The organism is Alloalcanivorax sp. C16-1 (assembly GCF_046507805.1).
In the GTDB taxonomy this organism is placed as follows: domain Bacteria; phylum Pseudomonadota; class Gammaproteobacteria; order Pseudomonadales; family Alcanivoracaceae; genus Alloalcanivorax.
Genome location: NZ_JBKFTK010000003.1, coordinates 404861 through 417855 on the forward strand (window position 1 = coordinate 404861; position 12995 = coordinate 417855).

Consider the following 12995-nt stretch of genomic DNA (forward strand, 5'->3'; position numbering starts at 1 on the left):
TGATAATCCCAACCTCCGGCAATCGGCGCGGCCCCGGTTTGGTCCGGGGTCCTGAATTCGCGCGGCCCTTCAATTCGCGCGGCATTGTAGCACGGCGAAAACGACGGGGGACGACCGTACCGAACGCCGGCCCGGTGCGCCGGGACCGGACGGCGGCGGTGCAATTGGTCTAGACTGTGGGTCCCCTTTTTCCAGCGTCGCAAGGAAACGACATGCCCTTTCGGACTCTCAAGCTCGCCGCCCTGCCCCTGCTCGCCGCCACCGCCCTGACCGGCTGCGCCAGCGGCGTCGGAGAACCGCCCCTGACCACCGTGGACCGGGTCGATCTGGAGCGCTACAGCGGCACCTGGTACGAGATCGCCCGTCTGCCGCAATGGTTCCAGCGGGGCTGCTACAACTCCACCGCCACCTACACCGTGGAAGCGCCGCACCGCCTTGGCGTGGTCAACCGCTGCCAGCGCGAGGACGGCCCCAGTGAAGCCACCGGCAGCGCCCGCGCCATCGAGGGCAGCGGCGACGCCAGGCTGAAAGTGCGCTTCGACAATTGGTTCTCCAACCTGCTGCCTTGGCTGGCCGAAGGCAACTACTGGGTGCTGGCCCTGGACGACAACTACGAGACCGTGGTGGTGGGCGGCCCCAGCCGGGACTATCTGTGGATTCTGGCCCGCCAGCCGCGCCTGCCGGAAGACCAGTACCAGGCCCTGGTGGACGTGGCCCGCGAAAAGGGTTTCCCGGTGGATGAACTGCGGCGCAACCGCGATCTGGTACCGGATGCTCCGGCGCCGGCGGAAGGCTGATCAAGGACCTCGGGAGCGAACCTGATGGGAGTGGAAATCGAGCGCAAATTCCGCGTCACCGACACCGGCTTTCTCGAAGGCCGGCAGGGTGAGCGGCTGACCCAGGGTTATCTCAGCCACGACCGGCGGGCCACGGTGCGGGTGCGCATCCAGGATCAACGGGCCTGGCTCACGCTCAAGGGCGAGACCCGGGGCGCCCGCCGCAGCGAATTCGAGTATCCGATTCCGGTGGACGACGCCCGGGCCATACTGGCGGAGATGTGCGCCGAGGGCGTGATCGACAAAACCCGCTACCGGCTGCCGGCCGGGTCCGCGGCGGAAGACGCGGATCTGGAGTGGGAGGTGGACGTCTTCCACGGCGACAACCAGGGCCTGGTGGTGGCGGAGATCGAGCTGCGCCACGAGGACCAGAGCGTGCCCCGCCCGGACTGGCTGGGCGAGGAAGTCACCGATGACGCACGCTTCTACAACAGCGCGCTCAGCCGTACGCCCTTTGGCCAGTGGTAACGATGAACGGTGATCACCATGGCCGTTGGTAACCATGGCCGCAAGTAACAGCCAGTACGTGCTGTGGCGGCAGGACGACCACGGCAATGTGTTCGTGGTGAACCGTTTCCACTCGCGGCAGCAGGCCGACCGGGTGTGTCAGCGCTACCAGCGACGTGGCCACAAGCAGCACTACTGGGTGGCGCCGCTGCAGCCCCGCGAGCCGCCGCTCTGAACGGCGCGCTCAGTCCGCCCGGCGGATCCCGGACAGGTTCTGGAAGCAAAGATCCCGGGCGGTGTCCATGAACTCCTGGACGTACGGCACCGCCTCGTCGCCATCGCGCACCGCCGCGTAAAGCGTGCGCCAGACTCCCGCCTCGCCCAGCCGCACCGCGTCCACCAGCTTGAGATCCAGATATTCGGTGAGCGCCCAGTTGGGCAGGGCCGCCACCCCGCGACCGGCGGCCACCAGTTGCACCATCATCGGCGTCAGCTCGGCGGTACGCACCGACGCCGGCGTCACGCCGGCGGGATCGAGAAAGGCGGTGAACACGTCCAACCGTTCATGCTCCACCGGATAGGCGATCAGCCTCTGGTCGCCCAGCTCCGACGCCGCCACGAAACGCCGCTTCGCCAGCGCCGAATCCCGCGCCACCGCCAACACCAGCTCGTAACGGAACAGCGGCAGATAACGCACCGCCTCGTTATCCACCGGGTCGGAGGTGATCACCATGTCCAGGTCCCCGCGCACCAGCGCGCTCTGCGGCGTGAAGCTGAACGCCGCCGACAGATCCAGCTCCACCTCCGGCCAGGCCTCCCGGAACCGGTCCAGCGCCGGCATCAGCCATTGAAAGCAGGAATGGCACTCGATGGCGATGTGCAGCCGGCCGCTGCGCCCCGCCGCCAGCCGGCGCAGCTCGGTTTCCGTGCGCTTCACCCGTGGCAGGATGTCACGGGCCAGCGCCAGCAGCCGGGCGCCGGCGGGCGTGAAACGGATCGGACGGGTGCGGCGCACGATCAGCGACACCGCCAGCCGATGCTCCAGGTCCTTGAGCTGGTGTGACAGGGCCGACTGGGTCACGTGCAGCCGCTCCGCCGCCTCCACCAGGCTGCCCGCCTCGTCGATGGCCAGCAGGGTGTTGAGATGGCGCAGCTCCAGCAACATGAGAAACCCTCATACTTAGAATTAGATATTTGATTTTGTCTCATGTTGGTCCGTCTCCACAATAGCGTTCTTTGCACTGAACGCCACGGCGACGGAAAGGACACACCATGACCACCTTGCACAATCTCGGCTTCCCCCGCATCGGCGCCCGCCGGGAATTGAAACAGGCGCAGGAGGCTTACTGGGCCGGCACCCTGCAGCAAAGCGAACTGGAACACGTGGGCCGCAGCCTGCGTGAACGCCACTGGGCCCTGCAGGCCGAGGCCGGCGTGTCGCCGGTACCGGTGGGCGACTTCGCCTGGTACGACCAGATTCTGGAATTCTCCTGCCTGCTGGGCGTGGTGCCGGCCCGCTTCGGCCAGGCCGACGACCGGCCGGTGGACCTGGACACCCTGTTCCGCATGGCCCGGGGCCGGGCGCCCACCGGCCAGCCGGCGGCCGCCTGCGAGATGACCAAGTGGTTCGATACCAACTACCACTACATCGTGCCGGAACTGAGCGCGGACCAGACCTTCCGCGTCGCCCGGGACACCCTGTTCGAGCAGATCGACGAAGCCCGCGCCCTGGGTCACGACGCCAAGCCGGTGATCCCCGGCCCGCTCACTTACCTGTGGCTGTCCAAGGGCGAGGCGTTCGAGGCCAACGGGGACCTGAACAAGCTCGACCTGCTGGACAAGCTGATTCCGGTCTATAAGCAGATCCTGCAACGCTTCGCCGACCAGGGCGTCACCTGGGTACAGATCGACGAACCGATTCTGTGTCTGGACCTGCCGGACGCCTGGCAGCGTGCCTACCTGCGCGTCTACGACCGGCTGGCCGGCGCCGCCGACGTGAAGCTGCTGCTCGCCACCTACTTCGAAAGCCTGGACGACAACCTGTTCACCGCCCTGGCATTGCCGGTGGCCGGCCTGCACCTGGACCGGGTGCGCGGCAACGACGACCTGGCCCGGGTGCTGCCGCGTTTGGGCGACAAGGTGCTGTCCCTGGGCGTGATCAACGGCCGCAATATCTGGCGTGCCGACCTGGACGCCCTGCTGGAAACCCTCAAGCCGCTCAAGGAACAACTCGGCGACCAACTGTGGCTGGCCCCCTCCTGCTCGCTGCTCCACAGCCCGGTGGATCTGGACCAGGAAGACAAGCTCGACGCCGAACTGAAAAGCTGGCTGAGCTTCGCCAAACAGAAACTCGACGAGCTGAAGCTGCTCGGCGATGCCCTGGACGGCAACGCCGACCGCGCCACCCTCGCCGCCCGGCGCCAGGCGCTGGTCGCCCGCGCCGCTTCCCCGCGTATCCATAACAACGCCGTGGGCGAGCGCCTGGCCGCCGCCGGCGATCTTTCCCGAGACCGTGTCAGCCCGTTCGCCGACCGCATCGGCAAACAACAGGCGGCGCTGAAACTGCCCGCCTTCCCCACCACCACCATCGGCTCCTTCCCGCAGACCCCGGAAATCCGCACCGCCCGGCGCGACTGGAAAGCGGGCAAACTGGACCAGGCCGGTTACCTGGCGGAGATGAAACAGGAAATCACCCGCGCCATCCGCTATCAGGAACAGGTGGACCTGGACGTGCTGGTGCACGGCGAAGCGGAACGCAACGACATGGTGGAATACTTCGGTGAACTGCTGGAGGGCTTCGCCTTTACCCGCTTCGGCTGGGTGCAGAGCTACGGCTCACGCTGCGTGAAGCCGCCGGTGATCTTCGGTGACGTCAGCCGCCCGCGGGCAATGACCGTGGAATGGGCCCGCTTCGCCCAATCGCTCACCGACAAACCGGTGAAGGGCATGCTCACCGGCCCGGTGACGATTCTGCAATGGTCCTTCGTGCGCGACGACCAGCCCCGCGAGACCACCTGCCGGCAAATCGCCCTGGCCCTGCGCGATGAAGTCCAGGACCTGGAAGCCGCCGGCATCGGCGTGATCCAGATCGACGAACCGGCCTTCCGGGAAGGCTTGCCCCTGCGGCGCGGCGACTGGCAGGCGTACCTGGATTGGGCGGTGGACTGCTTCCGCCTGGCTACCGTGGGCGTGGCCGACGAAACCCAGATCCACACCCACATGTGCTATTCCGAGTTCAACGACATCATCGAAGCGATCGCCGCCATGGACGCGGATGTGATCACCATCGAAACGTCACGCTCGAACATGGAACTGCTGGAAGCCTTCGAGACCTTCCAATACCCCAACGACATCGGCCCGGGGGTCTACGACATCCACTCCCCCAACCAGCCGGACGTGGACTGGATGGTGCGCCTGATGGAAAAAGCCGCCCACCGCCTGCCCAAGGAACGGCTCTGGGTGAACCCGGACTGCGGCCTGAAAACCCGCAAATGGGAAGAAACCGAAGGCGCCCTGGCCAACATGGTCCAAGCCGCCAAACGCCTCCGCGCCGGCTAACCTTCCTACCCTCCGCCTCCCCCCCACCGCGCGGAATCCCGCTCCGAGCGGCTCCGCCTGGAGGCCCTTCCGGGACCCTTGAGAACAGGACGTTCGAAAGGGAGCGCCCAGGGACGGGTTCACAGCGTTCCCGGAAGGGCCTCCAGGCGGAGTCGCGCCCCGGCTGGAGAGCCTGCCCGTCATTGAATCGAGACCAACGCCCGCAAATCCTCGGCAATCTCCTCCACCGGCTGATCATTACGCATGAACAACCGCACCTTCCCGTGCCGATCAAACCCGTACATGGCCAGCCCGTGGTTCACCAGATAATTGCCGTTCTTGTCCGGCTCCTCATAGCTGTAAGTGGTGCGGTATCGCTTGGTCAACTCCCGCAACGCCTCCTGATCACCGGTCAGCCCGTCCACCCGGGGACTGAAGTAGGCGGTGTACTTGGCCAGCAACTCCGGCGTGTCCCGCTCCGGGTCCACGCTCACGAACAGCACCCGCAGCCGCTCACGCTCCTCATCGGACAGCTTGTTCAGCGCCTGGGCCAGCGCGGTCAGCGTGGTCGGGCAGAAATCCGGACAATGGGTATAGCCGAAAAACAGCACCACCGCCTCGTCCTGGTAACGGTCCTGGGTCACCGTTTCCCCACCCTCGCCTTTCAGCGAAAACGCCAGATCCGGCATCAGGCCGGTGATGTCCTTGCCGTTGAACGAGACCCCCGAGGAACCGCAACCGGCCAGCCAGAAAAGACTGGCGGCCAGCAGCGCCGCGCTCAGATATCGGACCATGTCAGCCTCCTTTTTCACTGTCGTAACGCAGATACAAACGCAGCACCACCAGGGCGCCGATGATGGTCATCATGGCCGCCGGGATCCAGGTGAGAATCCCGCCCAACACCTGATCGGTGGCCGGATCGATGGCGAACGCCCGCCCGCAGATGGCGTACACGTCGTACAGACCGGCGTCGGCGAAGGTGATGTAGGCGCCCAGCAGAATCTGCGGGAACAGCGCCGCCACCAGCATCAGGAAACGCACGCCAAAGCGGGACGTGCCAGCCCGGTCCGGATCGCGGGGATCCAGGATCACCAGCCAGAAGATCACCCCGTCCACCAGCATCGACCAGTTCATCAGTTCGTAGAGTCGCAGGCTGAGCATGGCGTCGAAATGAATCGAGGGACTCAGCCAGAAAAAGATCAGCCCCACGAACAGCACCGTCGCCACCAGCGGATCGAACAGCACCCGGCGCACCGGCCGGAACGCCGCCGCCAGCCGGGGAAAGTGGCGGTCGCCGGCGCAGGCGGCCAGCACCGGCAGTGGATTGGCCAGGGCGATCAGAAAGGCGCCCAGGTGGTGCAACACCAGGTGCTGGCCCCGGTGCACGAAAAACATGTAACGCGAGTAATAGTCGAACTGGGTGTGCATCACCGTGTAGCACAGCAGCACGCCCAGGAAAAACGACAGGGTGCGCCAGGCGGACGGCGACCGGCCACGGGCCGCCAGCCGGCGCCAGCCGACCAGGTACGCGGTCACCGCCAACAGAAACAGCAGTACGGTGATCGGCGAAAAAATGTAGGGCGTCAACGCGCCGGACAGGGTGTGCAGCATCAAGGAGCCTTTCCGGGAGCGGCCGGCCCGCGCCGGCCCGGATCGCGGCGCCAAGGTTGCGCCGCCCCCCCGCCGCCGTCAAGGCACAACCCCGGGGGTGGGGCGATTTGTCACACCCTCCGGAGGCGGCGCTAGTCCGGCACCACCGTGAAGCGCAGCACGCCGACGATCTGGTTCTTGTCGGTGCGCACCTCCACCCGCCAGTCGCCCACCGCCGGCGCCGGCAGATGGGCCTTGTGGGACCAGGTGCGGTAACCCTCCCGGCGGCCGCCGGTGAGGTGCAGGCCGATGCGGTCCACCAGCTGGCCGTCGTGGAACCAGTAATGGCGGACTTCCTGACCCAGCCCCAGGGGCGCGCGGATGGCGGTGTAGGCGTACAGCCCGTCGCCCAGCTCCGAGGCCCGGAAGGTGCGCCCGGTGACCAGCGGCTCGCGGCTGCTGCGGTTGATGCTCACCGCCATGGCGCGCTCTTCCAGGGACAGGGTCAGCGGCGGCACCAGCCGGGCGCCCCACACCGGCACCGTGGCGATCGCCACGGACACCCCCACCAGTATCGCCCAGCGGTAGGCCGGGCGCGGACCGCCCACCCGCCAGAAGCTGGGCAACGCGAACAGGGCGGTGAGCAAGGCGGCGCCGTCGAGGGCGAAGTTGGTGGGCCATTTGAAGATCAGCGGCAACAGCACCAACAGCGCCACGAACAGCGCCCAGGCGTGGAAGCCGAAGTACACCGCCCGGTGCGCCGCCAGCCGGAAGTACAGCGGATCGACAATGCTGACCAGGGCGGCGGCGGCCACCAGCCCGGTGAACAGAAAGTATTCGGCGCCGCCGGACCATTGCAGGATCACGAACGGCAGGCTGAAGAAAAACGCCTCCTGGTGCACACCCTGCAGCATCAGCTTGAGGGCGCCCTGGGCGAGAGGCTCCATGCCGGTGCCCCGGAACCGGCGCAGCCAGAAGTTTTCCGTGAGCAGCACCAGCCAGGTGCCGACCAGGATGGCGGTGAGCACCGCCGCCAGCCAGGGTTTGCGTTCCACCAGGAAATAGCTCGCCAGGCCCAGGGAGAAACTGCCCACCGCCCAGAGGTGGCGCAGGCGGTAGAGGAGCGCGTTGAGGCGGGGGAGCCATTGGGGGTGCATTGTGGTCCGGTCCTGTGGTGGGGCTTTGGGTTCGAGGGCACAGGGTAGCGGATGGTTTCTTTGGCGGCTTGTAAAATTCGGGGGCGCCAGGCTTTGCTTCGCTCGCCTGGGTTGGGTAGAGGGGGCGTCTTGGGTTGAGGTGGGAGTGGTGCCGGGTAGAGGGGCACCGGGGAGGATTGATTCGCCCGGGCCTTTGGGCCCGGGCTCACCCCTTCGGGGCGCCGCCGCGTGGCGGCGGCGTCCTGCGCCGGCCCGGGGGGCCGGCTTGTCGAACCCGGGGGGGTTCTCTGAATACCTCCCCGGTGCGCCACACAAAAAAAAGCCCACTCGAATGAGTGGGCTTTTCATGTGTGGCGCACCGGGGAGGATTCGAACCCCCGACCTCCTGGTTCGTAGCCAGATGCACAGGTGATATTTTTCAGAGGCTTACGGCACCGCCAGCATCAAAAGATGCCGATTTTGGCCACGGAGCATCAGGGATTTAGCGGCTTTTTTGATGCCGCCCTGCCGGCTTCACGCTCGGCGTCGCGATCCACCATATACTGTACTTATGTCCAGTAATATCATCCCGCCATGCGCCGCTACCAACTCACCGCCGACCCCCGCCAGCTGCCCAAGTTGAGCCTCCGCACCGAGGGTGTGACGGGGCCGTTCGTGGGCGAGCAGCTGCACAACATCGCCCCAGGCGCCACGGTGCCGGTGATCTACCGGGCCGCCGGCGGCGCCACCCTCACGCCGTTCCGGTGGGGCATGGTCTACAACCGGCGCCAGGCCCGGTCCATCCGGGCGGCGACGCTGTTCAGCGAGGCCGCGCGCCACCTGCGCCAGCCCTGCCTGTTCCCGGCGACCGGGTTCTATGAGTGGGAGTTCGGCCTGGATGGGCAGCCCTACCTGTTCCAGCTGCGCGAGGGCGCCGGCATGTTCCTGATCGCCGGCGTCTGGCAGCTGTGGCAGAGCCCGCACGGGCCCGTCCGGACGGCGGCGGCGGTGACCACCCGGCCCAACGAGATGCTGGCGCAGCTGACCGACCGGATGCCGGTCATCCTGGACGCCGCCGGCGCGCTGGCCTGGCTGGAGCGGCCGGAGTTTGATCACTGCGCCGCGGTACACCGGGGCCGCCTGGAGGCCATCCCCATCAGCCCGCTCATCAACGACCCGGAGAACAACGCACCCAGGTTCATCCAGCGGGTGCCTGGCCGCCGGCGAGGGAAGCCGCTGTGGTAGTCGCCGCCAGCAGGCGGTGGCATGCTAAATCGAGGAAAGGGAGAGAGCTATGTGCGGACGCTACGGCGCCATCGACCCCGACCGGATAATGCGGTTCGTCCAGGACCTGTCCGGCCGGCCGTTCGTGATCACCCATAACCCGGACATCAGGCCCACCAACGTGGTGCCGGTGCTGGCCGGCGGCCTGGAGCAGGTGGACGTGCGCTGGGGCATCCAGCCGGCCTGGGCTAAGAAGATCCTGATCAACGCCCAGGGCGAGACCGTGGCCGAGAAACGCACATTCGCGGCCGCGTTCCGCGACCACCGGTGCCTCATCCCGCTCGACTGCTGGTATGAATGGCGCGACGAGGGCGGCTCTCGGAAACAGAAATACCGGTTCGCCCTGCCCGACGGCGGGCCGATGCTCATGGCCGGGATCTGGTACCCGGGCGAGGAGCCGGCGATGGTGTCGCTCACCACCGTCCCGAACCGGGAATGCGCGGAATATCACCATCGTATGCCGGTATTCGTTCAGCCATCGCACGCCCAACGGTGGGTGGAATCGACACCGGATGAAGCTGTGGCGCTAATCGGCCCACTTCCAGACGGAGCGGTTTCAGTTGAGCGCGCCTGATGGCGGCTCCGATGACGACGATCTGTGTCAGATTTTCCATTACCTTCACACTCATGGCTGCGGGGATTGAAGGCTCATTGGACCATTTGCTGCTGCGCCTATCCTCTGGCGGCCTGTCCGCGACCACAGCCTGATGTAATCTTTTTCCTACACGCTCCGGCAGTGATTTCCTACAGACACGCCCATGGCGACGTGCAAACCTCGAAAGCGCCGGAACCCCGACTCCGGCCCTGAAAGGAGGAAACACCGCATGGATGCGACCCTGACCCAATACTGGCCCGTCCTGCTGAAGAACCCCGGCGGCGAGGAAATCACGGTGGTGGTGGCATATCCGAGGAAGCCGAGCGACGAGATCGCGGCCGGCTTGGTGAGGATGCAGCTGGGAATGCCGATCAAGCCACCACCTGAGTTTCGGTTCCAAGAAGAGGCTTGCCTTCGGGCCCTGGAAGCGGCGGGGTACCGGATGCTCGGCATTGGGCCGAGACAGCAATAGAAAAGGAATCGAATGATGAAGGTTGAAATCCCTGAACTTGAGACTGTCTACGTGGCTTCGCCTGAAGACATGGACCTGATAAAGAGCGATTTAGAATCCTGCCATATCATGAGCAATAACCATCGACTGCCTGTGGCCAGCTTCAGCTTAAACAAATATGCCATCGACGTCCGCGAGCTTGGCAATTTTGAGGATTATCCGGGGCTCGTTTCGACTCAGCTCAGCATATTAATTGGGCGAGCGCAGGGCGCTGGAGCGACAATACTCCTGGTCGAGTTCGACACGGATCAGCCCTACCAGGGCCGCTGACCTTTAAACATTCAGCCAGAAGCGCCATGCTCATCCCGGGCCCACTTGAATTGCGGCGTGCTGGGCTGCGGGTCGATCACCACCGGGCCCAGGTCCTCGGCCAGCGCGTCGATGTGATCCGGGTGCACCAGCAGGTCGGCGTGGTAGCCGGGTACGGGCTGCATGATCGGCATTCCATCGTCGTCGGTCTCCCCTGTGGGCTTCGAGAGCGGACCGCGCACAACGCACTGGTGAGTGCCCGTCAGCAGCGCCGTATGCTCGGCGCCCTCGTCGTCGGTGTACGTGCCCAGGGCGGCGGAGAGCGCGGCAGTCAGCGCCGGCTCGTCAGCGGCGCGCAGGTACAGACTTATCCATTGCTCGCTCATAGTGTCGTCAACTCCTCAAGCTGGGCAGCGGTGTAGATTCGCTTAGTATCAAACCACGACGCGCCCAGATTCCCCGAGACATTAGAAGAGAAAAGCCGAAACGGGGCGGGCCTCGGCAACTGATCGTATTCAGTGCTGAATGAGACGCCGTTGCCTGCCGCAATCATGTCGCCTGTTTCGTTGATGTGAAATGCGACCTTATTCCGCTGTCCGGGGACGATTAGAGTGTCAGGACCATCCAGCGCTTTTTGCACTCCATTCGGACCGCGCAATAGGAGATAAAGATCGCCGGTCCTAGAACTTGTGGTTGAAATCTGCAACCTGAGATACTCGGTGAGCGCATATTGACTGCTGAGAATGATTTGTGTGAGACCGGAGTCTGGGTCGTACTCGGGAATAATCTCAGCGAAAAAGGTCAGGCGCGAGCCACTATATCCCGGGGGCACTCCACCCTCGGTTGCCAATTGTAGCGGATTGTCAGCGGGGCGGGTTTGCTGGCTATTAGTGGTGTAGATCAAAGGAAGATCGACATCACCGTCCGTGGCTTGAAGGAAGAAGAAGGCAAGGCTCTCGTTCCCCTGCATTTCCCACGCGGCGTTTGTACCGTCATAACTGCCCGTCACGGTCGGCGGCAAAAAATAAAACCGGGGGAGATACGCAGTTGTTGAGACACCTGCGGACAGGGTAAAAGTGATTTTAAACCAGCCGTCACGTAAAGCAACAATGCTCCCATTTACAAAGCCGGCAGCGCTCTCCTGCACAACAGACACTGTCTCGAAGTCGAAAACAATCAGCTCAGCGCCGTCAATTGCATAGCGGCCCCAGCCCACCCTTTTAATATTTGAGGGTTTAACGATGTAGGTGTAACGGGTTTGGTTGCCTTGGTTCACGTAGACGGTGCTGCGCATCCCGTGAACGAAATTACCGGCGTTCGCCGTGAGCACATCCGCCATCCCGCCCTCAACGAAAGGCACCGGTTCGCCTGCGGTGGTGATTGTTGCGTTTGTTTCATCCCAGTACGTCAGGGTTGTGGATGACCGGAAATAGTTCGTCACCGGAAACGCCACGATCTGCTGCCCCAGCGGCGCGCCGGAAACAGGATCGTGATCGAACGCCGGTTCCCCGCTCGGCACCGTCACAAGATTGCCCTGCGCGTCCCACACCGTCGTGGGGCCGGGGCGGGTGAGGTCGAGCACGCCGGTGTACGGTTTGCGCTGGAATGCCCCGCTCTCGTCCCGGGTGCCGTACTCCTGCTCCTCCAGGTCCGCCAGCAGCGCAGGCGGTGTGACGATCTCGAACGCGCCGGCGGCGAGCTGAGCGGCCTCGGTGTCGCTGATCGCGTAGGGCCGGTACTGGTGGAGTGCCGCGCGCGCATCGCCGCCAGCGGTGATCGCGGTGGCCATGGCCGGGGCGATCGGATCGACGGTGTAGAGGACCTGGCCGCCGGCCCAGCACTGCCCTGCCCCGCCCTGGTAGACCAGCACCAGGGTTCCCTCGCCGGTCAGCAGCTCATCGAATCCCGAGCCCGGCAGCGGTCGGGCATTCTCCAGCGCGCCGGTGAACATCCAGGTGCCCTCCAGCTCGTTGAACGCCGGGTCAGGCACCAGGGCAGCGTGTTCAGTGAGCAGGGAGTCCAGCAGCAGGCCCTCGGGCTGGCCGGCGTCGTAGTTAAATCGGGGCTGGTTGGCGGCGGCCTCCTGCTGCACACCGTTGCGGTCGATGTACGGGGCGGGCTCGGGCCGGGTCAGCGTGACAGCGGCGGTAAAGGGGCCGGTGCGTCGGTTCATCAATCAGCCTCCGTGATCATGTAGCTCTGGGCGAGGAAATCCAGGCGGGTGGTGGTGCCGATCAGCTCCGGGTGCAACGACTCGATCAGCGACAAGATGCGCCCCTCCAGGCCGGTGAGCGCGTCCACGGCAGACTGCAGGGTGGTGCTGTTCGGGTAGGTGGTGTCGGCCACGGCCGCGCCGTTGTCGTTCATGTAGAGGGTCAGGCCGGCGGGCTCGGGCACCCAGAAGAACTCCGTGTCGCCGGTGGCGGCCAGGCCGGCGGCCGTGTCCGGGTAGGTGGTGGCGCCGCTGGCGGCCACGCCGGTGACCAGCGCGAACCGGGATTGGATCTTGCGCATCGCACGTGTGAAAATCGCCGCCGTCTCGATGTCGCCCTGCGCCATCTCCGGGATGCCGTCCGGGGTGAAATCCCGCTGGATGGCGTAGGGACCGGTGCGCGTGGCGCCACGGTACGGGGCCGTGAGCGTCAGCTGAGTGTCGCTGTCCACGCTGGCCACGTCGTAGACCCTGCCGGTGGCGGCGAGGATGAAGCTGTCGCCCGCCCGGGCGTTCGTCAGCCACAGGGTGCCTGTTCCAGACACAACGGCGCTGTCCTGCACCACCGATGAGGTGCCGGTTCTGTATTGAGCCATTT

Annotated in this window: 15 protein-coding genes; 8 read left to right on the top strand and 7 right to left on the bottom strand. The window is 65.4% G+C overall.

What is annotated here, in order from left to right; genetic code table 11:
* Nucleotides 1-212 precede the first annotated feature (212 nt).
* The 3 genes from ACLD0W_RS12470 to ACLD0W_RS12480 are packed head-to-tail and all read left to right on the top strand — an operon-like array spanning nt 213 to nt 1518.
* Complete coding sequence (locus tag ACLD0W_RS12470; RefSeq protein WP_410307804.1) at nt 213-797, top strand: lipocalin family protein; 585 nt, start codon at nt 213-215, stop codon at nt 795-797.
* A gap of 24 nt (nt 798-821) precedes the next feature.
* Nucleotides 822-1304 (top strand): CYTH domain-containing protein, encoded by a 483-nt coding sequence (locus tag ACLD0W_RS12475; RefSeq protein ID WP_410307805.1) that lies wholly within the window; start codon nt 822-824, stop codon nt 1302-1304.
* 34 nt (nt 1305-1338) lie between these two features.
* Nucleotides 1339-1518, top strand: coding sequence for a hypothetical protein (locus tag ACLD0W_RS12480; RefSeq protein WP_410307806.1), 180 nt, complete (start codon nt 1339-1341; stop codon nt 1516-1518).
* Between the two features lie 9 nt (nt 1519-1527).
* Here ACLD0W_RS12480 and ACLD0W_RS12485 read toward each other — a convergent pair whose 3' ends face one another.
* Entirely contained in the window at nt 1528-2445 is a 918-nt protein-coding gene (locus tag ACLD0W_RS12485) for a LysR substrate-binding domain-containing protein (protein WP_410308058.1), read from the bottom strand.
* 110 nt (nt 2446-2555) lie between these two features.
* On the opposite strand from ACLD0W_RS12485, the gene metE reads away from it, so the two are divergent.
* Nucleotides 2556-4841, top strand: a complete 2286-nt coding sequence (gene metE / locus ACLD0W_RS12490) for a 5-methyltetrahydropteroyltriglutamate--homocysteine S-methyltransferase (protein WP_410307807.1) — start codon at nt 2556-2558, stop codon at nt 4839-4841.
* Nucleotides 4842-5020: 179 nt separating this feature from the next.
* Here metE and ACLD0W_RS12495 read toward each other — a convergent pair whose 3' ends face one another.
* The 3 genes from ACLD0W_RS12495 to ACLD0W_RS12505 form a co-directional block, all read right to left on the bottom strand.
* Nucleotides 5021-5614 carry an SCO family protein gene (locus ACLD0W_RS12495; RefSeq protein WP_410307808.1) on the bottom strand — a complete coding sequence of 198 codons (594 nt, stop codon included), beginning with the start codon at nt 5612-5614 and terminating at the stop codon, nt 5021-5023.
* A gap of 1 nt (nt 5615) precedes the next feature.
* A complete protein-coding gene (locus ACLD0W_RS12500) occupies nt 5616-6431 on the bottom strand; it encodes a cytochrome c oxidase assembly protein (RefSeq protein WP_410308059.1) in 816 nt (271 codons plus the stop codon).
* 131 nt (nt 6432-6562) lie between these two features.
* Nucleotides 6563-7567 (bottom strand): DUF5924 family protein, encoded by a 1005-nt coding sequence (locus ACLD0W_RS12505; RefSeq protein WP_410307809.1) that lies wholly within the window; start codon nt 7565-7567, stop codon nt 6563-6565.
* Between the two features lie 573 nt (nt 7568-8140).
* Between ACLD0W_RS12505 and ACLD0W_RS12510 the strand changes: the two genes are divergently transcribed.
* The 4 genes from ACLD0W_RS12510 to ACLD0W_RS12525 all read left to right on the top strand — a co-directional run bounded on the left by ACLD0W_RS12510 (nt 8141) and on the right by ACLD0W_RS12525 (nt 10206).
* Complete coding sequence (locus ACLD0W_RS12510) at nt 8141-8791, top strand: SOS response-associated peptidase (protein ID WP_410307810.1); 651 nt, start codon at nt 8141-8143, stop codon at nt 8789-8791.
* 49 nt (nt 8792-8840) lie between these two features.
* Entirely contained in the window at nt 8841-9404 is a 564-nt protein-coding gene (locus tag ACLD0W_RS12515; RefSeq protein ID WP_410307811.1) for an SOS response-associated peptidase, read from the top strand.
* A 250-nt stretch (nt 9405-9654) separates the two neighbouring features.
* Nucleotides 9655-9897: a hypothetical protein gene (locus tag ACLD0W_RS12520; RefSeq protein ID WP_410307812.1), complete on the top strand. Its 243-nt coding sequence runs from the start codon at nt 9655-9657 to the stop codon at nt 9895-9897.
* A 15-nt stretch (nt 9898-9912) separates the two neighbouring features.
* Nucleotides 9913-10206, top strand: coding sequence for a hypothetical protein (locus ACLD0W_RS12525; RefSeq protein WP_410307813.1), 294 nt, complete (start codon nt 9913-9915; stop codon nt 10204-10206).
* Nucleotides 10207-10217: 11 nt separating this feature from the next.
* Here ACLD0W_RS12525 and ACLD0W_RS12530 read toward each other — a convergent pair whose 3' ends face one another.
* The 3 genes from ACLD0W_RS12530 to ACLD0W_RS12540 are packed head-to-tail and all read right to left on the bottom strand — an operon-like array spanning nt 10218 to nt 12993.
* Nucleotides 10218-10571: a hypothetical protein gene (locus ACLD0W_RS12530; RefSeq protein WP_410307814.1), complete on the bottom strand. Its 354-nt coding sequence runs from the start codon at nt 10569-10571 to the stop codon at nt 10218-10220.
* A complete protein-coding gene (locus tag ACLD0W_RS12535) occupies nt 10568-12358 on the bottom strand; it encodes a hypothetical protein (protein WP_410307815.1) in 1791 nt (596 codons plus the stop codon). The genes ACLD0W_RS12530 and ACLD0W_RS12535 overlap by 4 nt, the downstream gene beginning before the upstream one ends.
* A complete protein-coding gene (locus ACLD0W_RS12540; protein ID WP_410307816.1) occupies nt 12358-12993 on the bottom strand; it encodes a hypothetical protein in 636 nt (211 codons plus the stop codon). The genes ACLD0W_RS12535 and ACLD0W_RS12540 overlap by 1 nt, the downstream gene beginning before the upstream one ends.
* Nucleotides 12994-12995 lie beyond the last annotated feature (2 nt).